Raw genomic sequence first — 23,315 nt, 5'->3', positions numbered from 1 at the left:
CTGATGGCGGCGGGATGATACAGAAACTGAGCATTGGATCCAAGTCGCAGGGTCTTAAATGCTCAGCCCTCCCCTATCAATCGGTTTCCAGCTGGTACGCCTTGCTCACGAACACTGCTGCGAACAGGCTCTTGCCTTCCTTGAAGGTGTAGGTTTCCTCGAACTGGCCGTCTTCGACCAGCTTCTGCCCGATGGCACATTCGGAGTCGCTGTGGTTCTTCGCCTTCGCGCCGAAATCACTGCTCCACGATGACAGCCCCACTTCCTGGCAGAATGCCGCGAACTTGGCCTTGGGAACCCGCTGCTGGTAATCGTTGAACGCCTGCTTGAGCGGCTTGAAGCCGCTGTAGCTCAAGGTGTAGTTCTCGACCTTGGCCTTGCGGGCAAAACCGCTCACCGCCTCCGCCAGCACCGCCTGGCCGGAATACGCGCTGTAGGCACCGATCACCATGGCACTCAGGGCGCCCTTGAGCTGGGTTTCAACATCGTCCAGCTCCGGCAGCGACTGGAACTCCGCCTTGCGCACGATCTCACCGACCTTGGAGCCGTCGTTGCGGTGGGTAACCACGAACGTCATCGAGCCTTCACCGTCGCTGGAGCGCTTGATGGTGAAGTCCAGGTCGACCGTGGTACCAAAGTCGCCGGTACTGCTGACCAGGAAGGCACCGGTCAGCGGCTGGCGCACGGCCATGTTGCCCCCCCAGTTGAAACTCGACGGGGCGGCGCGCCCGTTGGCGAGCAGCTCGGCCCGTGGCTGGATCTCGTCGCTGACATCGGCCACCAATACCACCTCGGCGCCCTTGGTGGCCACGAACGGGTTGCCCATCTGCATGCCCAGCAACTGCACATGGATACTGCCGTCCTTGCTGTCCCCGTCGTGAGCCAGCTTCAGCGCATCTGCCTTCAGGTACACGCCGGCCACATCACGGCTGGCGTTGAGCTGGTACTTGGCCCAACCGGCCAGGCCTTCCCCGGCCGCACTGCCCTGTACCGACTCCATCAGGCCTGACAGGCCGCGCATGAACTGCTGAGCCCCGTTGGTCTGTGCAGCGGCCACGCGGATCTCCGGGTCGGCCACAGTCAGGTTGCCGGAAAACGCCGAGTAGGAAATGTCGCCCTCGGACAAGACGTCTTCCAGGAAGTAGCGCTCCTTGAAGTCGTCGTAGTAGGCCATCGCAGCCTTCTTGCCCGAGCTGGAAAGCAGGGCATAGCCACCGCCGAGCACCAGCACCGCTGCGGCCACACCGCCCATCAGCAGCTGCTTCTTGTTCATCTGTTTGATCATGGTGTTTGCCTCACTGGACCATGGCGGAAGCGTTGTTCCAGTCGTTCACGTACTGTTGGGAGACCTCGGGGGTCCAGCTGAAATCGATGCCGGCGTTGGGGAATTCCTTGGCCAGTACGGCACCGAACGATACGCGGTCGGCACATTGTTCCTGCTTGCAGGCCTCTGGCTCGCCGGCGCTGTAGGCGCGGTAGGTGGGCACCGCGCGGCCGTCGTCCAGCGGGTAGTACGGCGTGGCGTTGGCCACTTGGGTTACGTACCAGCCCTCGCCGTATTCCTCGTCCGCGACCAGGCGGCCTTTGCTCGGGAAGTCGATGCTGTAGAAGTCGCCCTGCTTGCCGGTTACATGCACCATCATCGTCGCCACAGTGGCCGAGGTAGCCGGGTTCTGCTGCTCCAGTGGCGACGCGAAGCGCACCTTGATGCCGGCCATCTGCGCCAGTGCCTCGGTTTCACGCCCCTTGAACTCGCTCATGCCGTCCTGCAACTGTTGGTAGCGCTCCAGCACTCGGGTGTGCACGCGCGCCAGTTCCTGCTGGCGCTGGCGCAGCTCGCGCTGGCGTTGCTGCTCACGCTGTACCGCCCAGTTGGCACCGTCGCGCACATCGAAGAACAGGCCTTGGCGGTTGATGCCGATGCGGTTGCGGGTGATCTTCTGCGCGTCATTGCCCCAAAGGCTGTTGGTGATGGCCGAGATGTCCTTGACGATCAACAGGGTGGCCACATCGGTGGTGGACGGCGAGGCGGTCTTGACCAGGTCGAAGATCTCCAGCGCGGCCTCCTTGTACTTGGCCGGGTCCAGGGCAAATGATTCGTCCGGGGTGACCGCCACGTAGTACGGGTCGCTGCCGAACGGGCGCAATACGCCATAGCTGGAACGGCTGAAGGTCAGGTACACCTTCATCTGCCGGCCGGGGATCTCACCCACCAGGAATGCGGCCTGGTCTGCGTCGGCAGTCAGGTAGGAAACCGCCTTGTCCTTCACTGCGGCCTCCAGGCGCTTGGTGAAGATCAGGCCACTGGGGTGGGCATAGACCTTGTCCCAGTTATCGCCACGATAGGTACCCACCGCTTTCCAGCTGATTCTGTCGAAGCTGCCTTGGCCAAAGCCGGAGGCCGGGCACGGCATGGCCGGGGTGGTGCCGAACGACAGGGTGTCGCCTGCGCCGATGATCGACTTGCTCAGCACCCATTTGCAGCCGGCGCCGTCGGTTACCTGCATCAGGTTGGGGTTTGCCAGGACCACCGGGCGGCCAAAATCCGAGCTGGGGGCTGCGGCCACTGCTGGGGCTGGGGCCGCCGCGGGTGGTGCAGCAGGGGCTTGGGCGGGCGCAGCAGGCGCTGGTTCTGCCGCTACGGCGGGCGCCGGTGCCGGTTGTGCCGGCGCGGGGGCGGGTTCGGCGGCTGCCGGGGCCGCTGCCGGTTCCGGTACCGGTTCCGGTGCAGCAGGCGCCGGGGCGGCAACGGCAGGTGCAGCAGCCAGTGTCACCAGCCCCAGGTTGCTGGCATTGCCCGAGCCGCTGGCGTAAAGCTTGCCGTTGCCATCGACTGCCTTCCAACTCACCTTGGCGGTCGAGCAGTCCTTGGCAAACACGAACGGCAGCTTGCTCAGCAGGCCCGTCAGCAGTTCCTGGTTATCCCAGGCTGGGCGGCTGATGGTCAGGTCGACCTGGGGTTTGCACCAGGTGCTGGCATCGCCAGGCACTTCGACCTTGATGTTGTCTTTCTTGGAATAGGCCAGCTCATGGGCGAACGCTTGCGGTACCAGACCACAAACGCCGATCACAGCCAGCGCGAGCGCGTGCTTTTTCATGGAGTCCTCAGATCAGTTCCCAGGTGCCGTTGGCTTGTTTGCAGAAGGTGTTCTGCTCTTGTTCGGTCTTACCGTTTTGCGCCTTCAGGCTGACGGTGACCGGGCGGCAGGCCGCTTCGGCGGCAACGGTCTGGGTGGGCAGCGACTGCAGCGAGTCCAGGTCGAAGGCTTGGGTTTCCTTGCTGGCGGCAACGTCCAGCTCGTCCAGGTTTACCGCCGGGGTCACGCGCTTGGCCACGGCCTGCGCCTTGGGCTCCACGTAGTCCTTGTGCACGTAGCCCACGGTCACCCCCTTGCGCCCGACCAGGATCCAGTCGCCGGTGGCGCCCACTGCGGTGAACTCGGTGTGGTTCTTCAGGCTGCCGACCTTCTCGCCAGAGGCGTTCGGCGCGGCGCGTACGTTCAGGTTGTCGCTGGTGGTCACGTACGGTTCGTTGATCAGCTTCATCGACGGCACGGCCTGGATCTTGGGCGCGCGCTTGACCTCGACCTGCTTGGTCTTGGTGTATTCCTTGCCTGGCACGATCTGCGCGCTGGCACCAGAATGGTCGGACTTCCAGGTCACGGGCTGGGCGCTGGCCGTAGCCTGCTGCTGGCTCAGTACTTCCTGGGTACGCAACGCCAGGGCCTGCTGGTCCTTCTCATCGAGCATGTTGCCGATGCGGTTGCCGACGTAGGCGCCAATCCCACCCGCGATCAGCGCGGCGGCAATCTTGCCGTTGCCACTGCCCAAGGTCGACCCGATGGCAACGCCAGCCAGGCCACCGATTACCGTGCCCGCTTGCTCTTTGCTGATCCCGAGCTGTGCACAGGCCGTGGTAGAAGCGATGGCGACCGCCAGAAGGGACGCGACGAATTTCTTACGCAAGTGGAGCACTCCATTGTCGATGGGGCGCACAGCCGCGTACCGCAGCCAATGGCAGGCGGCGGCAGGCGAAGGTGTGCGTTGATTTGAGAGGGGGCGCGGCACTGGTCGCGAGCGGCAATTCAGCCGCCCGGCGCTGGGCAAAAAGGAAGACCAGTACGGCGCGAAGCATCCAACGAATCCATGTCAGAAAAAGTCATCGCCCAGCGCGCGTAATCATTACGGCGTTTGGCCTGGGCGTGAGTGGTGTAGTAGAGGGCCGCATTGTAGCCCAAGGTGCTATTGGCAGTTCAAGACAAAATGTTGCGGTCCTCAGCGTCGGCAGGACCGGCCCCTTCGCGGGCACGCCCGCTCCCACAGGTTTTCAGGTGCAGCACCGTCCCCTGTGGGAGCGGGCGTGCCCGCGAAGGGGCCAGCCCGGCAAACACGATTCCAGGGCAATAAAAACACTGCCCACCGACAACATCACAGAACCATTTTGCCTATGGCTGCCCTGATCCAAACCACCAAAACGACGAAGCCCCCGAAAACTTTAACGTTTTCGGGGGCTTCGGCTACTTCGCGTATGGCGGAGAGATAGGGATTTGAACCCTAGGTACTGTTGCCAGTACAACGGATTTCGAATCCGTCCCGTTCGACCACTCCGGCATCTCTCCAATGCCGCGCATCATACCAGCGTTCTTTTAAAACGCAAACCTTTTTTTAAAAAAAATCGCGTGGTATCAGGCGCTTGCGTGAACGCACCGCTTACAGCGGCACGCCCAGGCGCTTGGCAACTTCTTCGTAGGCCTCGATCACGTCGCCCAGGCCCTGGCGGAAGCGGTCCTTGTCCATCTTCTTGCGGGTTTCTTTGTCCCACAGGCGGCAACCGTCTGGGCTGAACTCGTCACCCAGCACGATCTGGCCGTGGAATACGCCGAATTCCAGCTTGAAGTCGACCAGCAGCAGGCCGGCGTCATCGAACAGCTTGCTCAGCACTTCGTTGACCTTCAACGACAGCTTTTTCATTTCTGCCAACTGCTCGGCGGTGCCCCAGCCGAACGCAACAACGTGGGACTCGTTGATGAACGGGTCGCCTTTCTCGTCGTTTTTCAGGAACAGCTCGAAGGTGGAGGGCTCCAGCTTGATGCCTTCTTCAACACCAAGGCGCTTGACCAGGCTGCCGGCCGCGTAGTTACGCACTACGCATTCGACCGGGATCATGTCCAGCTTCTTGACCAGGCACTCGTTGTCGCCCAGCAGCTTGTCGAACTGGGTCGGCACGCCGGCTTCTTCCAGCTTTTGCATGATGAAGGCATTGAACTTGTTGTTCACCATGCCTTTACGGTCGAGCTGTTCGATGCGCTTGCCGTCGAACGCCGACGTGTCGTTACGGAACAGCAGGATCAAGCGGTCGGCGTCATCGGTCTTGTAAACCGATTTGGCCTTGCCGCGGTAGAGTTCGTCGCGTTTTTCCATGATTGGGCTCCGCTTGCTTGAGGTGTTGGGCTAGGCGATTTCGCGCCAGTCGAGCCCGTGTTCCTGATTCGCCACCTGGAGCCAGTCCGGGTCGCACCCGAGGGTGTCGACGAAGCACTGGCGCGCCAGATGTGGCAGGTTGTTCTTGCTGCTGAGGTGGGCCAGCACCAGGTGCTGCAGGTTGTTCCAGCCCAACTCGTGCACCAGGCGCGCGGCCTGGTGATTGTTCAAATGCCCTTGCATGCCCCCTACCCGCCGCTTCAAGAACGCCGGGTAGTGACCGCGCGCCAGCAGGTCGCGGCAGTGGTTGGCCTCGATCAGCAGTGCATCCAGGCCTTGGTAGCGCTCCAGCAACAGCGCGTCGTACGAGCCCAGGTCGGTGAGCATGCCAAAACGGCGCTTGCCGTCACTGACCACATACTGCAAGGGCTCGTAGGCGTCGTGCTCTACCCGCGCGGCGTTCACTTGCAGGCTGCCGATATGCAGGCTTTGGCCACAGGCGAGAAAACCGGCCACCTCCACCGGCTTGCGCATGCCGCGCAAGGTGCCTTGGCTGAGGTAGACCGGTACATTGTAGCGCCGTGACAGCAAGCCGACCCCATGCACGTGGTCGGCATGTTCGTGGGTGACCAGCACCGCACTGAGTTGCGCCGGCGAAACCCCGAGCAGCGCCAGGCGCCGCTCGGTTTCGCGCAGGGAAAAGCCGCAATCGACCAGGATGAACGTGTCACCACTGGCGATCAGCGTGCCGTTCCCTTGGCTGCCGCTTCCGAGTACCGCGAAGCGCACTTAGCCCAGGTGGTCCTGAATGGCGCTCAGCACACGGCGAGCGACATCGGGCGGCGCCACGGTGTTGATGTTTTTCTCGACGGTGACCTGCACGCTTTCACCCACCTTGCTCAGGCGGACCTGGTAGCGCTCGGCACGGGCTTCACGCTCTTCCTTGGTGGGCTCGCTGCCGAACAGGCGGCCGAAGAAGCCCGGCTGGTTCTGCTTGTCTTCAGGCTTTTCCGACAGGTTGATGTAGTACAAGCCCAGGCTGCGGTTGATGTCCTCGACACGCCACTGGCCACCCTGCTCCAGGGCGCGGCCTACACCCGACCAGGCGCGGTCCAGGTCGGAGCCCAGGTAAAGTACCGGGTTACCGCTGCCGTCCTCGCTCAGGCTGACGCGGCTTGGCGCGTCGAAATCACGCTCAGCCAGCAGCGACACCGAACCGCCCTTCTCGGCGCTGCGGTTCATGCTGGCCAGCATTTCGTCGACCAGCAGGGCATCGGCGCCGGCATTGGCGGAGGTGGACGGGAACGCAGGCTCGGCGGTGCTGCCGGCCGGGCGCTCGACGCTGACCACATACACCTCGGAGGTGTTGCGTTGCACGCCAGGCTCCATGCGCACACGTACGCGCACTTCGCTGTCAGCGCTGCTGGCAGTGCTGGCAAGGCGCTGGCCGAGCGATGCCGACAGCTCGTCGAAGCGCTGCCAACTGGTGTTGAATTCACCGGTCTGCGGGCGCTCCTCGTCGATACGGAAGCCGTTGTCCTCGAAGAACTGGCGGGCCACCGGCCACACCTCGGCCGGCGAGTGCTGGGCCAGCACCCAACGGCTGCTGCCGCTGCGCTGCAGGCTGTAGTCGGTGACCTGGCCAGCGCCACCGGTCAACGGTTGCGGCCGCGGCACTTCGTACTCGCCCGTGACGTTGTCATCGGCGACGTTACGCGGAATTGGCAACAGCGGGTCGAGCCGCTTGACGTTGCTGGCGTCCGGCGGCAGCTGCATGGGCGCGGTAGGGTGCGCCTGCAGGTAGTCGCTGCCGCGGTCGCGGAAATAGCCATCCTCGCCCCACAGCCAGCCACACCCACTGGTGCTGGAGATAATCAGGGCAAGGGCAGAAAGACCAGCCAGTCGCTTCATGCGGTGTACTTCCTCTTAAACCAGTACGCCGGACTGGCGCAAGGCAGTACGGACTTTGTCGTGGCAACCTTCGCTGAGCCAGGTCAGCGGCAGGCGAATACCCTTTTTCATCAGGCCCATTTCAACGAGCGCCCACTTCACCGGGATGGGGTTGGCTTCGCAGAACAGCTCTTTGTGCAGTGGCATGAGTTTTTCGTTGATAGCGCGGGCCTTCTCGGCATCGCCCGCAAGGGCGGCCTCGCACATATCGGCCATTTCGCGCGGGGCGACGTTGGCGGTGACGGAGATGTTGCCCTTGCCGCCCATCAGGATCAACTCGACAGCGGTAGGGTCATCGCCAGACATGACGATGAAATCGCTGGCAACGCCTTCCAGGATGGCCTTGGCACGGGCCAGGTCGCCGGTGGCTTCCTTGATACCGATGATGTTCGGCACAGTCGACAGGCGGATCACGGTCTCGGCCTGCATGTCGCAGGAGGTGCGGCCCGGCACGTTGTAGAGGATCTGCGGGATGTCGACGGCTTCGGCAATGTGCTTGAAGTGCTGGTACAGGCCTTCTTGCGTTGGCTTGTTGTAGTACGGCACCACCAGCAGGCAGGCATCGGCGCCGGCATTCTTGGCGTTCTGGGTCAGGTGCACGGCTTCGGCAGTGGAGTTGGCACCGGTACCGGCGATGACCGGGATGGGCTTGTTGCTGCGCTTGACGCGCTCGACCACATGCTTGATGACCAGGATGTGCTCTTCGACATCGAGCGTGGCCGACTCACCGGTGGTGCCGACAGCGACGATCGCATGGGTGCCGTTTTCCAGGTGGAAGTCTACAAGTTTGTCGAGGCTGCCCCAGTCAACACGCCCTTGTGCATCCATGGGTGTGACCAATGCCACCATACTGCCCGCAATCATGTAACTGCTCCTGCCGGAAAAAGAGAGCGGTAATGGTACTGGGGGCATCGGCCTTGCACAAGCGAAGCAGGCGGGCGGAGCATTCCCCTCGGCGCCTTATTTCGCTACCCTTGATGCTTTGATCGGTGCAGCGCGGCCCGCCGGGCCGTCGACCTTGCTCCCGGCCAGCGTCCAAGACCTCGCATGCGAGCCCCGGGCCCTGCCGACTGGAGGCTTTCTCCCGTCCTGTACCGACCGCTCATCGCTTTAGGAATGCTGCATGTCCACCCCCACCGTCCGCGAACAATTCCTCGTCATCAGTGCCTTGGGGCCCAACCCCATGGAACTGGCCAACGTCCTCAGCCGCGCTGCCTTCGAAAACCGCTGCGCGGTGGTTACCTCGCGCCTGAGCCGCCACGGCGAAACCAGCGCCCTGGTGCTGCAGGTAGGCGGCAGCTGGGACGCCCTGGCCCGCCTTGAAGCCATGCTGCCAAGCCTGGGCAAGAAGCACGGCCTGACCCTGGACGTGGTGCGCAGCGCCGACCAGGAGGTACGCCCGCAGGCCCTGCCTTATGTGGCCTACGTCAGCGCCGCCTACCGCCCGGACATCATCAACGAGCTGTGCCAGTTCTTCCTCGACCACCGCGTCGAGCTGGAAGCCATGACGTGCGATACCTACCTGGCGCCGCAGACCGGCAGCAGCATGCTCAATGCCCAGTTCACCGTCATTTTGCCGGCCGGCACGCAAATCAGCTGGCTGCGTGACCAGTTCCTGGACTTTGCCGACGCCCTGAACCTCGATGCGCTGATCGAGCCATGGCGCCCACAGAACCCAATGTAAGGAAGCGATCATGGCTGTAGCACTCGACCAACCTGTAGCGCACTTCCAGGCCCAGGCCACCGGCGGGCAAACCGTGAGCCTGGCCGACCTCAAGGGCCGGCAGGTGGTGCTGTACTTCTACCCGAAGGACAGCACCCCGGGCTGCACCACCGAAGGCCAGGGCTTCCGCGACCAGCATGAAGCCTTTGCCGCGGCCAACACCGTGGTGTTCGGCGTGTCGCGTGACGGCCTGAAGTCGCACGAGAACTTCAAGGCCAAGCAAGGCTTCCCGTTCGAGCTGATCAGCGACAAGGACGAGGCCCTGTGCCAGCTGTTCGACGTGATCAAGCTGAAGAAGCTGTATGGCAAGGAGTACATGGGCGTCGATCGCAGCACCTTCCTGGTCGACAAGGACGGTGTGCTGCGCCAGGAATGGCGTGGGGTGAAGGTGCCCGGGCATGTGGATGCCGTGTTGGCAGCAGCTCAGGCACTGAACAAGGCTTGAGATCGTTGGGGGCGCTTTGCGCCCCTAACGCGACATGAGGCCGCTCCTACGCCGGGCGGGGGCGGCCGGCAGTACTGCGGGGCCGGGCCGGCATCATCGGAAATCGCGATGCCTGTAGGAGCGGCCTTGTGTCGCGATGGGCTGCAAAGCAGCCCCAAATTTACAGCATCGGTGACACAATAGGCTCCTGCCGCGGCCAGGCATCCAGCACAGCCTTGATCAGGGTCGCCAGCGGGATGGCGAAGAAGATCCCCCAGAACCCCCACAGCCCGCCAAACAACAACACCGCGCAAATGATCGCCACCGGGTGCAGGCTCACGGCCTCGGAAAACAGCAGCGGCACCAGCACGTTGCCATCCAGCGCCTGGATGATCGCGTACACCGTCATCAGGTAGATGAACTGATCGCCCCAGCCCCACTGGAACAGTGCAATCAGCGTGACCGGCACCGTTACCACTACCGCGCCCACATAGGGCACCACCACCGACAGCCCCACCAGCAACGCCAGCAGCGCAGCATAGTTGAGCCCAAGGCTGATGAACGCGATGTAGGTGGCAATGCCGCAGATCAGAATCTCGATGCCCTTGCCACGGATGTAGTTGGCGATCTGCCGGTTCATCTCGCTACCCACCCGGTTCAGCAGGGTGCGCTGGCGTGGCAGGTAGCCACTGACCCAGCGGCCGATGAGTTCGCGGTCCTTGAGGAAGAAGAACACCAAGATCGGCACCAGCACCAGGTAGATCATGGCATTGACCAGCAATGGCAGGCTGGACAGCGAGAAGGTCAGCGCCCATTGGCCAAATTTGCCGATTTCACCGCGCACCGATTCGATGGCATGCAGCACCTGCTCGTCCGACACCAGGTGCGGGTAACGCTCGGGCAACAACAGCAACAACGACTGCCACTTGCCGAGCATGCCCGGTAACTCGTTGAACAGGGTGATCAGCTGGTGCCACAACAGCGGCACCAACACCAGCATGAACAGCGCCAGCGCCCCCATGAACAGGGCAAATACCAGCATCACTGCCAACCGCGTGGGCACCCGCAAGCGCTCCAGGGCATTGACCAGGCCTTGCATGAGGAACGCCAGCACCATGCCCGCCAGCACCGGCGCGAGCATGCCACCCAGGGTTAGCACGGCCGTGAACGCCAGGAACAGCAAGACCGCCAGCACCACCGCTTCTTCATCGGAGAAGTAGCGCTGCACCCAGTCGCGAAGCACTTTGAACATTGACGATCCTTGGTAAAGACTCAGGCCTTGCGCAGCCAGTAGGTGTAGGTGCCGGCCTCGGCCGTTTCCTGCAGCAGGGTATGACCGGCCAACGTGGCGAAAGTGCGGAAGTCGCGCTGCGAGCCGGTGTCGGTGGCGATCACCTTGAGCACCGCGCCGCTGGCCAGGCGGTTGAGCTCCATCTTGGCCTTGAGTAGCGGCAAAGGGCAATTCAGCCCGCTGGCGTCGAGTACGGCGTCGCAGGTCAGGGTGTCACTCATTGCAGGGTCTCCAAAGGCATTGCCAGACTGCTTGTTGGCAGGGCTGCCTAGGATAGCGCCACTGGTCGCCAACGTGTGAGCCCGCTACAGTAGCTATCTTTGACACCGACGCGAGCTTCGTGCATGAAACTACTGCGCCCTACCCTGCTGACGCTGGCCTGCCTGTTGGCCCTCCCCGGCCATGCTGACGACCTGCCATCACTGGGTGACGCCAGCTCCGCGATCGTCTCGCCGCAGCAGGAACACCAGCTCGGCCGCGCCTGGCTGAGCCTGTTGCGCGGCCAGGTCAACCAGCTCAACGACCCGCAGCTCAAGGACTATGTCGAAACCAGCGTGTACAAGCTGGCCGAGACCAGCCAGCTGCAGGACCGGCGCCTGGAGTTCATCCTCATCGACAGCCGCGAGCTCAACGCCTTCGCTGCGCCCGGGGGCATTGTGGGGGTCAACGGCGGGCTGTTCCTCAACGCACAGACGGAAGGCGAATACGCCTCGGTGCTGGCGCACGAACTGGCGCACTTGTCGCAACGCCACTTCGCCCGCGGCGTCGAGGCCCAGCAACGCATGCAACTGCCGATGATGGCAGCGCTGCTGGCCGGGATCGTACTGGCGGCGGGGGGCGCTGGCGACGCCGGCATCGGCATGATCGCCGGCACCCAGGCGGCGGCCATTCAGGAGCAGCGCCGGTTCTCGCGGCAAAATGAACAGGAAGCGGACCGCATCGGCATCCTGAACCTGGAAAAGGCCGGCTACGACCCACGCAACATGCCAACCATGTTCGAGCGCCTGGCCCGCCAGTATCGCTATGACGCCAAGCCACCGGAGTTTCTGCTGACTCACCCGGTGACCGAGTCGCGGATCGCCGACACCCGCAACCGCGCCGACCAGGCGCCACCGGGCGGTATCGAAGACAGCGCACGCTACCAGCTGATTCGCGCCCGCGTGGCGCTTATCTACGAAGGCACCCCAGGGCTGGCGGCCAAGCGCTTCCGTGCCCAGCTCGACGAAGACCCCAAACTCGATGCTGCACGCTATGGCCTGGCCCTGGCGCAGATCAAGGGCGGCCAGCTGAACGAAGCGCGGGAAATGCTCAAGCCGCTACTGGCCAAAGCGCCCAACGACATCACCTACAACCTGGCGCAGATTGACCTGGACATCACCAACAACCGCCTGGCCGATGCCCAGCAGCGCGCCGAGCGCATGCAGCAGCTATACCCCGGCAACTACCCGCTGAAACAAGTGCGCGCCGATTTGCTGGTCAAGCTGAACAAGCCTGCCGAAGCCGAGAAAGTGCTGGACGAGCTGGTGAAAAGCCGGCCGGATGATCCGGACGTGTGGTACGACATGGCCGAGGTGCGCGGTTTGTCGGGCAATACCATCGGCTTGCACCGGGCGCGGGCAGAGTACTTCACCTTGGTGGGGGACTTTGACCAGGCGATCCAGCAGCTGGATTACGCCAAGCGCCGGGCCGGCGGGAATTTCCCGCTGGCTTCGCAGATTGACCAGCGCCAACGCGAGATCATGGAGCAGCAGCGCATGGTCCGGGACATGATGGGGCGCTGAGCCCCGGGGCGGCCGTGGGGCACGATCGGGCTGCTGTGCAGCAGCCCCCGGCCATTACGCCGCGTCGTGTTTGCTGACCGGCTGCTGGATGAACCGCAACATCCACTCGCCCACCAGGTCGCCCTGGTGCTCGCTGGCCAGGCTGGCCACCGCCTTCTGGTACACCTCGTCGCCCAGGTATTCCTGGCGCGCATCGAGCAGCGCGCGGGAGTAGTCGTGGACAAACTCCGGGTGGCCCTGGAAGCACAGCACCTGGTCGCGGATGTGATACGCCGCATTCGGGCAGAAATCGCTGGAGGCAATGACCGTGGCGCCTTCCGGCAGTTCGGTCACCTGGTCCTGGTGGCTGATCAGCAAGGTCAGCTCCGACACCTCAGGGTCCATCCACGGGGCGTGCGCCGCCAGCGAGTAGCGGTGAATGCCCACGCCCCAGCCCTTGTCGGCACGCTCGGCCTTGCCACCCAGGGTCAACGCCAGCAGCTGGTGGCCAAAACACACACCCAGCAATTTCTCGCCACGCGCGTAAAGCTTCAACAGGTAGGCCTTCAGCGTCTGGATCCAGGCATCGGTACCAAACGAGTCTGCCTTGCTGCCCGTGACCAGGTAGGCATCGAACACTTCGCTGTCGGCGGGGTAATCGCCGTTCATCACGTTGTACACACGAAACTCTGCGGCAATCGGCTGTCGCGAGAACAGCTGCTCGAACATCCTGCCGTAGCCCTGGTATTGCGCCGTCAATTCCGGCCGCAGAACATCGGTCTCAAGGATGCAGATGCGTAACGACATAGGATTAGTCCTGAACGACATGGGTGGGAATCTGCTGTAGAGCCTGACGCGAAAGGCACGTACAAGCAAGTAGGCGGCACTGACGAACGGTCACATTTTGTCGGCGCCCTATGGATGGCTGCGCCACCGTCTAGCGAGAGCATGCTAGCGAGATGGCACATGGCCTCATAGCCATGAGGCCTGAAAGTCTCGACTACTAGAACAAAGAGTTCTCGAACATGGATAACGCACGCCCTACTGTTGGTTGTATATCCACTCATAAAAGGCAGGCAGTTGCGGCGCCACACCACGCTACTGCGATCGACCCGAAGCGCGACAAGGAAGCCAACGGGTACTCAGGAATAACAACAAGAAGGCGGTCCGCCATGTTCAGACATTCGAAAATTCGCCAAGCCGGGCTTATTTTATTCGCTACTACATTGCTGCTGATCGTGCCGAACCTGACACGGTTGTTCGGCTGACTGCAGCAGTGGCGTCAACGGGCAGTGCGCAGGTAACCTGCTGGCCTCTTTGGTCGGAGTGTACCCATGCGCCATTGCCTTGCCCTGCTTGCGCTGCTGCTGAGCCTGCCACTGTCGGCGGCACAACTGCACCTTGAACTCGGCGCTACCCAGCGCCAGTGGAGCAGCGACGAACTGCTCAGCCACCCGCAAGCGCAGACCATCCGCATCGAGCAGGACGTAGCCTACAACAGCCCCATGCAGTACCGGGCGGTGCCGTTGGCTGCACTGTTGCCTGGCGTTACCGCCAGCGACCACCTGCAGGCGGTAGCGCTGGACGGTTTCGCCGCAGAAATGCCCGCTGCGCCGCTGTTGCAGAAAGGCCCGGCGCAGGCCTGGCTGGCCGTGGAAGACCCCAACCAACCTTGGCCACCGCTGGGTGCAGGCAAACCTGGCGCAGGGCCGTTCTACCTGGTGTGGACAGCAGCGCAGGCCGGCGGGATTCGCCCGGAGCAATGGCCATTCCAGATCGCAACCTTGCGCCAGCTCGCCCCGGTAGCGCAGCGGTACCCGGCATTGCTGCCCGACCCGACGCTACCCGCCGACAGCCCGGTACGCCAGGGCTTTGCCCTGTTCCAGCAAAACTGCATGGCCTGCCACCGCCTGAACGGTGCGGGGGATGCGCAGGTTGGGCCGGACTTGAATGTGCCGCACAACCCCACCGAATACTTTCAGCCGGGTTATTTGCGCATGTTGATCCGCGACCCGCAAAGCCTGCGGCAGTGGCCACAGGCGAAGATGCCGGGCTTTGCCGAAAGCGTGCTGAGCAACAAGGAGCTGGATGCGCTGCTGGGCTATTTGCAGCATATGGCCAAGCGCAAGCGTTAGTGGCTGCTTAGGGTAAACCCGCCCCTGCCTGGCGCGGGTGTGCCTGAGATGATGGCCACGCAGGGCTGCTAGGCCGTGAGCCGCTCGTGCTTGACCCCCCAACCCTCCACCTCGCCGCCATAGGGCGTCACCAACTGCTCGAAGGCCTCTTCAAAGTCGCCAATCCCGCAATAGGTGGCATACATGACCTTGCTCAGTTCCAGGTGCCAGCCACCGTCGCCCTCCTTCACCTGGGCATTGAGCGATTCGCCGCGAAACTGCCTGGCAGCACGGCGCGCCCCGGCTTCGTCGGGGAATACGGCATAGAACTCGATGGGGTGGATCTGGGTGAAGTCGAAACCGCCTGCTTTCATCTGGCGCAGGACGTTGCTGCTGATATCGTCGTTCTGGCTGCTCATGAAACGTCCTCCTGAATAATGCAATGGATAGACTTTCCGTGCTACTGCGCACCTGCCGGCAGCGGCCGGGCAGTACGAGCTGATGCAAGACGCGAATGTATGCGGTGCCAGCCCGCATAATAGGCGAGCACCTGCTGACAGCGTAGCGCCTGCCAAGGCACCACGCAAACGTGTAGGCTAGGGCTGTTCCTCAATGCTTTTGATCATTACGCCGCTGTGCTCACGAAGCCAGCGTGCGGTGGGGGAAATGCTGCGGTCCTGGAAGTCGTTGAGGTCCAGCTCGGCCATTACCGGAAACAGGTGAGAACGAATGGCCCTCGCCGCCTCTTCCTCGCTAGGACGATGCTCGGCTTTCAACACCAGAGTGGACGGTTCGCCCTTCTGGTCGGCAAAAATGACTTCCCACTCTTTCATCTAACGGACCCTCTGAGTCAAGGAACACAGGGTGTGTGTTACGCCTGAACAACTGACCTTGGGGCAGGGAGAATGTTCAGTAGGATGAAAGCGGCAGGCGCCGAAACGTGGGGCCCCCATCGCGACCCAGGGCCGCCCGCAGGGGTAGCGCCAGCACGAAGCTGGCGCAGCCACTGTGGCAGCGGGTGACCCGCGAGCTTTTACTTCGGCGTGCCGTGCACCACACCGGCGGTGTTGTCCAGCAGGCTCTTGGTGGCAGTCTGGATGTACGCTTCAAGCTGCTTGAGCAATTGCGGCTGGTCGGGGCTTTCGATCAGCTCGGCCTTGAACTCGCTGCCCAACTGGTAGCGGTACATGCGCGGGGTCATGTCCTTGGACTCGATCAGAATGCGGTCGCCCTGTACCAGGCCAACGATCTGTTCGCTGCCCGACGGCTTGATCATGCCCACGCCCTGGTCGCCCTCAGGCAGGTTGAGCAGGTCGCGCCCCCAGCACTGGTGGCGGGCCTTGCCACCCAGGCGGCCCATGATGGTCGGCACGATGTCGACCTGGGTGCCCACGGTGTGGTTGACCGCACCGAACTTCTCCTGAATGCCCGGGGCAATCAGCAGCAGCGGCACATTGAAGCGGCCCAGGTCCAGCTCGGTGACCTGCTGGTGGTTGCCGAAACCGTGGTCGCCAACGATCACGAACAGGGTGTCCTTGAAGTACGGCTCTTTGCGCGCCTTCTCGAAGAACTGGCCCAGCGCCCAGTCCGAATAACGCATGGCGGTCAGGTGCTCGTCCAGGCGGCCCTGGCCGGTCACCTTCTCGACGGGCAGGTCTTTGGGCAGCGCATACGGGGTGTGGTTGGACAGGGTCTGCAGCAACGCATAGATCGGCTTCTTGCCATCGTGCTTGGCCAGCTCCTCGTTGCCGCGGTCGAACATGTCCTGGTCGGACACGCCCCAGGTCGGGTCAGAGAACACCGGGTTGACGAAGTCGTTGCGGCCAATGAAGGTGGTCATGCCCTGGTTGCCGAAGAACCCGGACTGGTTGTCCCAGGCGAAGTCGCCGTTGTAGACGTAGACGTCGTCGTAGTCACGGGCGCTGAGCAGGGCTGGCAGGCCCGACAGCTTGTGGCCGCCTTCCGGGGTTTGCATCAGGTATTCGAAGCCCGGCAGGTTGGGGAAGCACGCCATGGTGGCGAACATGCCCTGGTGGGTGTGCGTGCCGTTGGAGAAGAAGCGGTCGAACAGCAGGCCCTCTTTGGCCAGCTTGTCGAAGTACGGGGTGATGTTGTTCGGGCTACCCAGCGCACCGACCGAGTGGCCGGCAAAGCTTTCCATCAGGATCACCACCACGTTCTTGACCGCCAGGGTGCGCTCGGCCGGCGGCAGGAAGTCGCGGCGCACGGCAGCTTCGTCGGCATCGACCAGGGTGTCGTTCGGGGTCAGCAATTGCTTGCGCACGGTTTCGGTGGCCAGGCCCTGCTCCAGTACCGGCTTCCAGATGTTGGCGCGGTCTTCGCCAAAGCGGCTCTTGGCGGCGTCGATCAGGGTCAGGGTGCCGTTCAGGCCCAGCTGGTTGACGAAGTTGGAGTCGGTGGTGAACGCATCGCCCCAGCGCATCGGCGGGCCTTGGCGCAGCGTGCCACGGGCGGCGACCACGGCCACCAGCAAGACCACCATGAACACGGCCAGGCGGTTGTACCACGGCGCCACGCGTTGTGCGCCCTGGCCCCGGGTGATGCGGTCGATGCCCTTGAACAGCAGGCTCAGCAGCCAGGTGCCGAAAGCCCAGGCCAACAGGTAGCGCACCACCGGGAAGCCGTACCAGAGCATGCTCAGTACGGTTTTCGGGTCTTCCTTGATGTACTGGAAGACCAGGCCGTTGAGGCGCTGGTGGAACTCGCGGTAGAAGTCCATTTCCATCAGGCCAAGGAACATCACCACGCTGGAGGTGAGTGTCAGCCAGAAACGGAACACCCCTCGCCGGGCCATGGCCCAGGGGCTGAGCATGGCCAGCAACAGCGGAATGCTGAGGTACACCACCACCCGCAGGTCGAAGCGCAAGCCATTGATGAAGCCTTCGGCGACGGTGGAGTAAGGGGTATCGCCGACCATATCGCTGTTGTAGACCAACAGCGCCAGGCGCACGAGGCTGAGCATCAGCATGATCACCAAGCCGCTGAGCAGCGTGTAGGCCAGGTGGGATTTCAGGGTGGGCGAGAACGGTGCTCGCGCGCCCCGTTGCTTCAAGGCGTCCGTGTTAGCCATGAATGGGAAGGTCCTAGGATTGCGGGTTGCGAAGAGGGCGTTGGCACTGGGCCAACGCAGCATTGTGCGGGTGCGGATTCTGTTTAAACCAATGTGAAAATTTTGTCACGGGGGTATTGCCGTTCATGTGGGCTGTAGGAGCGGCCTCGCGTCGCGATCGGGCGCAAAGCGGCCCCCAAAAATGTATGCCACCGTGCACGTTCAGGGCCGCTACGCGCCCCATCGCGACGCGAGGCCGCTCCTACAGGGGGCATGGAGCGGTCAGATCCGCACATTCCCCCGCGGCCCGGCGATGGCCCAGATCACCAGCCCCACCACGGGCAGCAGTGCGATCAGCAAAATCCACAACACCTTGCTGCCCACCTCGCTGCCGCTCTTGATCACGTTGAGGATGGCCCAGATGTCCAGCGCCAGAATGATCAGCCCAACCAGGCTGTTGAATGTCGACCCCATGCTTTGACTCCCTTTCAGAGGCTGTGCTGCACAGCATAGTCAGCTATCACGCCAATAGAAGGGAATCCTTGGCGGTGGCGGCAGGTCCCTGAGTAAACTGCCAGCAGCCATTGAACCGAGGTCCGCATGCCCGTCGCACAGCCGCAAAGCCCTACCCCACCCTCGCTGCGCAACGCCTGGCGCCAACAGGTCGTGAATGCCCCGTGGCTCAGCGCCGGAATGGCGCTAAGCCTGCTGGCGGTTTGTGCATTGCTGGCGGCCAGCTTCTGGAACGCGGTGAACGGCGACCATGCCGACAACCTGCACCTGGCGCTGCTGGGCGGGTTGTCCGGGTTCGGCGCCACGGCACTGGGGGCAGTGCTGGCGGTGGTGCTGCGCGATGTGAGCGCACGCACCCAGGACGTGATGCTGGGCTTCGCCGCCGGCATGATGCTGGCAGCCAGTTCGTTTTCGCTGATTCTGCCGGGGCTGGACGCCGCCCGCGAAATCACCGGCAGCGGCCCGGCGGCGGCGTTCACCGTGGTACTGGGCATGGGCCTGGGCGTGCTACTGATGCTGGGCCTGGACCGCTTCACCCCGCACGAGCATGAAAGCACCGGCCCGTGTGGCCCCGATGCCGAGCGCATCAACCGGGTGTGGCTGTTCGTGCTGGCGATTACCTTGCACAACCTGCCGGAGGGCATGGCGATTGGCGTGAGCTTTGCCAACGGCGACCTGAACATCGGCCTGCCGCTGACCAGCGCCATTGCCATCCAGGACATCCCCGAAGGCCTGGCCGTGGCGCTGGCCTTGCGCGCTACCGGCTTGTCGAACTTCAAGGCCGCACTGGTGGCGATTGGTTCGGGGCTGATGGAACCGCTGGGGGCGGTGATCGGGCTGGGTATCTCGACCGGCTTCGCCCTCGCCTACCCCATCAGCATGGGCCTGGCGGCGGGGGCGATGATCTTCGTGGTCAGCCACGAAGTGATTCCCGAAACCCACCGCAACGGGCACCAGACGGCGGCGACCCTGGGGTTGATGGGTGGGTTTGCGGTCATGATGTTTCTGGATACCGCGCTGGGCTGAAGTTTTGGGTTGGCTGTACAGGCTCTATCGCTGGCAAGCCAGCTCCCACGGGGATCGCATCAGGGCTGACAGGTGTTTGCCACAAGGTATGCAGCGCCTGTTAGAGCGAGCGCCGCCCGCGCGGCGCATCGCGAGCTGCGCTCGCTCCTACGTTTGTTTCGGGCCAATTATTCCTGTGGGATTTGCGCGCGAACGCCTTGGCGCATGCCTCAAAATCGCGTCGTACGAACAAGGCGGTCGCGCGCACCTGGCACAGGGGTTACTGGCCCGAAACAAACGTAGGAGCGAGCGCAGCTCGCGATGCGCCGCGCGGGCGGCGCTCAATCTCACAGGCACTGAAGATGCAGCGGCTACCCTTGCCAGGAACCATAGAATCTCCCACAGGGATCGCATCAGGGCTGACAGGTGTTTGCCACACGCGCTGAAGATGCAGTGGCGAGCACCTGGCATGATGCATTGCCAGAAACCATAGAGTCCCACAGGAGCAGCACTGGGTTCGAACGCTGTGGTGGTGCTGTGGGAACTGGCTTACGCGCCACAGGGGCCATCAGCCTTCAGACATGCACGGCAACTTTCAGGGCTTCAAGGGCTGGCTCGACCTTGATCCCCAGCTCCGCGCCCAGTTCCAGCACCCGCGCCAGGTCGTGCTGGCCCACCATCACCATCTGCAGCTCGTCATCCAGCAATTGGCTGAAGTTCAGTAGCACATAACCGCCGGCTTCCTTGTTCAGCGCGCCCATCTGCACCTGAATGCGGTTCAAGGCAGTCAGCGGCTCGGTGCGGGCCAGTTGTTTGGGCTTGAGGGTGAACGGCACGCTGCTGTCGAACGAGTCGCTGATCTGCTGGAACAGCGCCTGGTAGCTGTCGGCCTGGAACACCACGGTGTCCGGCAGGCTGCCCAGCACCACCCATTCGCCCAGCGGGATCGGGAAGGTGTCGTCGTAGTTGATATCAGGGTTGGCGGCGAGGAACGCGGCCGGGTCGGCGTAAGCCTGGGCGGCCTCGTCGGCGATGCGCTCGATGTCGGCCTCGCGCATGCAGCCAGCGCCAATGAGGCTGATGAATTCGAGCAACTGAGTTTTCATGAGGGGGGCCTGCGGCGGGTGAAAGTCGCCAAGGATAGCCGCAAATGCCCCCAGGCCGTTAGCCGGCCTGCACTTGCAGGCGTGCTGCGGTATCCACCGCGCCCATGGTGCGCGCGGCCATCAGCGCGGTGGCCCCGCGGGCGTCCTGGCGCGCCGGGTCGGCGCCCTCGGCCAACAGGTAATCGAGTATCTCGCAGCGGTTGAACATGGCCGCCAGCATCAGCGCCGTGCGCCCATCCTGGGCCGCTGCGTCTACCGGCACGCCGTGCTCGAGCAACAGGCGGATCATTGCCAGGTCACCCTTGAAGGCGGCACCGGCGATCGGCAACTGGCCGTTGTCGTTGGCAATCAGCGGGTCGGCGCCGTGGGCAAGCAGCACACGCACTGCGTCATGGTGACCGTGGTAGCTGGCCAGCATGACCAGGGTGTCCCCTTTGTGGTTACGCAGGTTGGCCGGCAGGCCGCTGGCGAGCAAGCGCTCGAGCATCTCGGCATCGCCCTGGCGGGCCCGTTCGAACACCTGCTCGGCAAAGGCTGCGGTTTCGTCATCGGTCATGGTGGCGTGTGCGGCTTGGCTGGTCATCGGGAACCTCCTTGCGTAAATGATTGCCCAAGTGTTTGTCAGGCACGCAATTGCGGTCAAAGGTTCATATTCTATTGCGCCGATAGCCACCGCCCGCTTCGTGCAAATTGCACTGTGCAAAATGCACGACCTTGCAAGCTGCACGGAAGCGCTTCTGCAAAAGCATTGTAAGCCACTGAATTTAAAGGAATTTTCATGAATTCAGATTCTGGCACGGTCACTGCAACTACCTACTCATGTCTGCCACACAACAGCCAGGAGTTGCTATGGACCTTATTCAGCAAAAATTCGTCTCGGTATTTTCGGCCTACGAAGTGACCACCCAGGCTCGCCCAGACGGCGGCGTGCTGCTGACCCTGCGTGCGGCTGATGGCAAAGTGACCCGACGCGTACTGACCTATGGGCAATTGCACAGCGCCGAGCAGCTGTCGTGGGCCATCAGTGCCATCCGCCGTGACCTGGCTGAGCAGGCCAGTGAACTGCCGGTGATCTCGATGTTGCAGAGCCAGCAACGGTTTGCCTTGCCGACCTACCGCTGAATGCTGTTGAGATAACTCAGCCCTATGGGCTGCGTTGTCGCGCAGAGAGCTTGTGTGGGAGCGGGCGTGCCCGCTCCCCACAAAGCGAAGAGGCCGGTGCAGGCATTACAACTCGTCAATGCCCAGAAATGCCCGCGCACTTAGATCCCCGGTAAACCTCGCCTGCGCACCCTGCTCGCTGCCATACAAACGCAAGGCCAGGCAGAACGGCGCCTCACCCAGCTCGACCCAGCGCCGCGTGCCAGCCGGCACGTGCAATTGATCCCCCTTCTCACACAACACCGAATACACCCACTCGCCCACCCGCAGCCCCACTTGCGCGCGCCCGCTGATCACGGCGAAGACCTCGTCGGCGTCATGCACGTGTTCATCGCGCACATCAACCTGCGTCGGGTCCTGGCCGTCACGGTTGAGCAGTACGAATGCCTTGCTGCCCTGCGCGGTCATCAGCTGGTCGAGGTACGCGCGGCACGCCGTCAACACCTCGTCCTGCGCACTGCCCGGGCGCACCCGCACACCAGGTTCGGCATGCTCAAAATGCACCCCGTGTTCAGCCAGGGTTGCGGCGATGTCATCGTGGTGGGTCAACACCTTGTGCGGCAATGCCGGGCTGGCGGTGTGGAAAACGCTGAGAATGCTCATCAGGGGCGGGTCCTGGTCGGTTGCGAACAAAGGCCAATGATAACGGCTGCAGCCAAGGCTGCGGCACTGGCCATACCAAAGGTGAAGCTGGGCCCCAGCAGTTTCCAGCTGTAACCCGAATACAACGCTCCCAACGCGCCGCCGGTACCCGACAGCGCGGCGTAGAAGGCTTGGCCCTGGCCCTGCTGGCGAGCGCCGAAGCTGGCCTGCACGAACGCGATGCTGGCGGCGTGGAAACAGCCGAACGTGGCCGCATGCAGCAGCTGGGCGAAAACCAGCACCGCCGGTTCGGCCGCCAAATTGCCCAACAGCAGCCAGCGCACGGCGGCCAGCAGGAAACTGGCCAGCAACACACGTTGCACGCTGAAACGGGCGAACAGGCGGCTCATGCCCATGAACATCAACACCTCGGCCACTACCCCCAGTGCCCACAGCAAACCGATGGCGCCACGGCTGTAGCCCAGGTGTTCCAGGTGCAGGGTAAGGAAGGTGTAGTACGGGCCGTGGCTGAGCTGCATCAGCGCCACGCAGGCATAGAAGGCGATCACCCCGGGCGCACGCAGTTGGCGCAGGAAGCCGCCGGCAGCGCTGCGCTCGCCCTGCTCCACCGGCTGGGCATTGGGCACCCACAGGCTGGCGGCGACGATACCGCCCATGATGATGACCAGCGCCAGCGGGTAGATGTCCAGGCTCAGCCACTCGAATACACGGCCCAACCCCACCACGGTGAGGATGAAGCCGATCGAGCCCCACAGGCGCACCTGGCTGTAGCGTGCCGTTTGCCCATGCAGGTGGGCCAGGGTGATGACCTCGAACTGCGGCAGTACCGCGTGCCAGAAGAACGCATGCAGGGCCATTACCAGCGCCAGCCAGGCGTAGCTTTTGCCGAAGAACACCAGGGAGAAGCTGGCCAGCGTGCACAGCGCACCCAGGCGCACGATCAGCAGGCGCTGACCACTGCGGTCGCCCAGCCAGCCCCACAGGTTGGGGGCAATGCAGCGCATCAGCATAGGGATGGCCACCAGCTCGCCGATGCGCGCCGGGCTAAAGCCCAGGTGGTCGAAGTAAAGGGCCAGGAACGGCGCGGTGGAACCGAGCAGGGCGAAATAGAACAGGTAGAAGCTGGACAGGCGCCAGTAAGGGATGGGTTGCATGAGGTGGCCTTGTTGGGGGC

General features: G+C 63.2%; 25 protein-coding genes and 1 tRNA gene. 7 read left to right on the top strand and 19 right to left on the bottom strand.

What is annotated here, in order from left to right:
• Positions 1 to 76 precede the first annotated feature (76 nt).
• From FPB55_RS06850 to dapA, 8 genes are all read right to left on the bottom strand, one after another.
• A complete protein-coding gene (locus FPB55_RS06850; RefSeq protein WP_144187853.1) occupies positions 77 to 1,285 on the bottom strand; it encodes a hypothetical protein in 1,209 nt (402 codons plus the stop codon).
• Positions 1,286 to 1,295: 10 nt separating this feature from the next.
• Positions 1,296 to 3,098, bottom strand: coding sequence for a hypothetical protein (locus FPB55_RS06845; RefSeq protein ID WP_144187851.1), 1,803 nt, complete (start codon positions 3,096 to 3,098; stop codon positions 1,296 to 1,298).
• A 7-nt stretch (positions 3,099 to 3,105) separates the two neighbouring features.
• Positions 3,106 to 3,966 (bottom strand): SH3 domain-containing protein, encoded by an 861-nt coding sequence (locus FPB55_RS06840; RefSeq protein WP_009681801.1) that lies wholly within the window; start codon positions 3,964 to 3,966, stop codon positions 3,106 to 3,108.
• A gap of 563 nt (positions 3,967 to 4,529) precedes the next feature.
• A tRNA-Ser gene (locus FPB55_RS06830) sits at positions 4,530 to 4,619 on the bottom strand.
• A gap of 91 nt (positions 4,620 to 4,710) precedes the next feature.
• Complete coding sequence (purC, locus tag FPB55_RS06825) at positions 4,711 to 5,421, bottom strand: phosphoribosylaminoimidazolesuccinocarboxamide synthase (RefSeq protein WP_004375217.1); 711 nt, start codon at positions 5,419 to 5,421, stop codon at positions 4,711 to 4,713.
• Positions 5,422 to 5,451: 30 nt separating this feature from the next.
• Positions 5,452 to 6,210: an MBL fold metallo-hydrolase gene (locus tag FPB55_RS06820; protein ID WP_009682009.1), complete on the bottom strand. Its 759-nt coding sequence runs from the start codon at positions 6,208 to 6,210 to the stop codon at positions 5,452 to 5,454.
• Entirely contained in the window at positions 6,211 to 7,332 is a 1,122-nt protein-coding gene (gene bamC / locus FPB55_RS06815) for an outer membrane protein assembly factor BamC (RefSeq protein ID WP_009682010.1), read from the bottom strand.
• A 15-nt stretch (positions 7,333 to 7,347) separates the two neighbouring features.
• The gene (dapA, locus tag FPB55_RS06810; RefSeq protein ID WP_009682011.1) at positions 7,348 to 8,235 is read right to left on the bottom strand and encodes a 4-hydroxy-tetrahydrodipicolinate synthase; all 888 of its coding nucleotides are present in this window, start codon (positions 8,233 to 8,235) and stop codon (positions 7,348 to 7,350) included.
• A gap of 259 nt (positions 8,236 to 8,494) precedes the next feature.
• Here dapA and FPB55_RS06805 point away from each other — a divergent pair, with 259 nt between their 5' ends.
• Entirely contained in the window at positions 8,495 to 9,055 is a 561-nt protein-coding gene (locus tag FPB55_RS06805) for a glycine cleavage system protein R (RefSeq protein WP_009682012.1), read from the top strand.
• Between the two features lie 10 nt (positions 9,056 to 9,065).
• Positions 9,066 to 9,539 (top strand): peroxiredoxin, encoded by a 474-nt coding sequence (locus FPB55_RS06800; protein ID WP_009682013.1) that lies wholly within the window; start codon positions 9,066 to 9,068, stop codon positions 9,537 to 9,539.
• 160 nt (positions 9,540 to 9,699) lie between these two features.
• Here FPB55_RS06800 and FPB55_RS06795 read toward each other — a convergent pair whose 3' ends face one another.
• Together FPB55_RS06795 and FPB55_RS06790 are read right to left on the bottom strand one after the other, a co-directional pair.
• On the bottom strand, positions 9,700 to 10,770 hold the full coding sequence (locus FPB55_RS06795; RefSeq protein ID WP_029887111.1) for an AI-2E family transporter: 1,071 nt from the start codon (positions 10,768 to 10,770) through the stop codon (positions 9,700 to 9,702).
• A gap of 20 nt (positions 10,771 to 10,790) precedes the next feature.
• Complete coding sequence (locus FPB55_RS06790; protein ID WP_009682015.1) at positions 10,791 to 11,030, bottom strand: sulfurtransferase TusA family protein; 240 nt, start codon at positions 11,028 to 11,030, stop codon at positions 10,791 to 10,793.
• A 123-nt stretch (positions 11,031 to 11,153) separates the two neighbouring features.
• On the opposite strand from FPB55_RS06790, the gene FPB55_RS06785 reads away from it, so the two are divergent.
• Positions 11,154 to 12,590 (top strand): M48 family metalloprotease, encoded by a 1,437-nt coding sequence (locus tag FPB55_RS06785; RefSeq protein ID WP_029887110.1) that lies wholly within the window; start codon positions 11,154 to 11,156, stop codon positions 12,588 to 12,590.
• A 54-nt stretch (positions 12,591 to 12,644) separates the two neighbouring features.
• Here FPB55_RS06785 and FPB55_RS06780 read toward each other — a convergent pair whose 3' ends face one another.
• Positions 12,645 to 13,376, bottom strand: coding sequence for an amidotransferase (locus FPB55_RS06780; RefSeq protein ID WP_029887109.1), 732 nt, complete (start codon positions 13,374 to 13,376; stop codon positions 12,645 to 12,647).
• 218 nt (positions 13,377 to 13,594) lie between these two features.
• On the opposite strand from FPB55_RS06780, the gene FPB55_RS06775 reads away from it, so the two are divergent.
• Positions 13,595 to 13,837, top strand: a complete 243-nt coding sequence (locus FPB55_RS06775; protein ID WP_144187849.1) for a hypothetical protein — start codon at positions 13,595 to 13,597, stop codon at positions 13,835 to 13,837.
• 66 nt (positions 13,838 to 13,903) lie between these two features.
• The gene (locus tag FPB55_RS06770; RefSeq protein ID WP_144187847.1) at positions 13,904 to 14,704 is read left to right on the top strand and encodes a cytochrome c; all 801 of its coding nucleotides are present in this window, start codon (positions 13,904 to 13,906) and stop codon (positions 14,702 to 14,704) included.
• 68 nt (positions 14,705 to 14,772) lie between these two features.
• Here FPB55_RS06770 and FPB55_RS06765 read toward each other — a convergent pair whose 3' ends face one another.
• The 4 genes from FPB55_RS06765 to FPB55_RS06750 form a co-directional block, all read right to left on the bottom strand.
• On the bottom strand, positions 14,773 to 15,102 hold the full coding sequence (locus FPB55_RS06765; RefSeq protein ID WP_054881731.1) for a ribonuclease E inhibitor RraB: 330 nt from the start codon (positions 15,100 to 15,102) through the stop codon (positions 14,773 to 14,775).
• 177 nt (positions 15,103 to 15,279) lie between these two features.
• A complete protein-coding gene (locus FPB55_RS06760; protein WP_009682021.1) occupies positions 15,280 to 15,516 on the bottom strand; it encodes a hypothetical protein in 237 nt (78 codons plus the stop codon).
• A gap of 200 nt (positions 15,517 to 15,716) precedes the next feature.
• The gene (locus FPB55_RS06755; RefSeq protein ID WP_115293549.1) at positions 15,717 to 17,774 is read right to left on the bottom strand and encodes an LTA synthase family protein; all 2,058 of its coding nucleotides are present in this window, start codon (positions 17,772 to 17,774) and stop codon (positions 15,717 to 15,719) included.
• 261 nt (positions 17,775 to 18,035) lie between these two features.
• Positions 18,036 to 18,227, bottom strand: coding sequence for a PLD nuclease N-terminal domain-containing protein (locus FPB55_RS06750; RefSeq protein WP_009683250.1), 192 nt, complete (start codon positions 18,225 to 18,227; stop codon positions 18,036 to 18,038).
• A 126-nt stretch (positions 18,228 to 18,353) separates the two neighbouring features.
• On the opposite strand from FPB55_RS06750, the gene FPB55_RS06745 reads away from it, so the two are divergent.
• Positions 18,354 to 19,292 (top strand): ZIP family metal transporter, encoded by a 939-nt coding sequence (locus FPB55_RS06745; protein WP_144187845.1) that lies wholly within the window; start codon positions 18,354 to 18,356, stop codon positions 19,290 to 19,292.
• Positions 19,293 to 19,846: 554 nt separating this feature from the next.
• Here the strand turns inward: FPB55_RS06745 and FPB55_RS06740 are convergent.
• Together FPB55_RS06740 and FPB55_RS06735 are read right to left on the bottom strand one after the other, a co-directional pair.
• Entirely contained in the window at positions 19,847 to 20,377 is a 531-nt protein-coding gene (locus FPB55_RS06740; RefSeq protein ID WP_125855613.1) for a hypothetical protein, read from the bottom strand.
• A 58-nt stretch (positions 20,378 to 20,435) separates the two neighbouring features.
• Positions 20,436 to 20,960, bottom strand: a complete 525-nt coding sequence (locus FPB55_RS06735) for an ankyrin repeat domain-containing protein (protein ID WP_054881728.1) — start codon at positions 20,958 to 20,960, stop codon at positions 20,436 to 20,438.
• A 266-nt stretch (positions 20,961 to 21,226) separates the two neighbouring features.
• Between FPB55_RS06735 and FPB55_RS06725 the strand changes: the two genes are divergently transcribed.
• Positions 21,227 to 21,499: a DUF3509 domain-containing protein gene (locus FPB55_RS06725; protein WP_009683246.1), complete on the top strand. Its 273-nt coding sequence runs from the start codon at positions 21,227 to 21,229 to the stop codon at positions 21,497 to 21,499.
• Between the two features lie 105 nt (positions 21,500 to 21,604).
• On the opposite strand, the gene FPB55_RS06720 is transcribed toward FPB55_RS06725, so the two are convergent.
• Together FPB55_RS06720 and FPB55_RS06715 are read right to left on the bottom strand one after the other, a co-directional pair.
• The gene (locus FPB55_RS06720; RefSeq protein ID WP_070085750.1) at positions 21,605 to 22,141 is read right to left on the bottom strand and encodes an oxidase; all 537 of its coding nucleotides are present in this window, start codon (positions 22,139 to 22,141) and stop codon (positions 21,605 to 21,607) included.
• Entirely contained in the window at positions 22,141 to 23,295 is a 1,155-nt protein-coding gene (locus tag FPB55_RS06715) for an MFS transporter (protein WP_054890616.1), read from the bottom strand. The genes FPB55_RS06720 and FPB55_RS06715 overlap by 1 nt, the downstream gene beginning before the upstream one ends.
• Positions 23,296 to 23,315: the final 20 nt, after the last annotated feature.

Origin of the sequence: Pseudomonas sp. BJP69, from assembly GCF_007633355.1 — a bacterium.
Taxonomy (GTDB): domain Bacteria; phylum Pseudomonadota; class Gammaproteobacteria; order Pseudomonadales; family Pseudomonadaceae; genus Aquipseudomonas; species Aquipseudomonas juntendi.
Note: the sequence above shows the minus strand (reverse complement) of the source record. Positions and strands in the feature narration are given on the sequence as shown.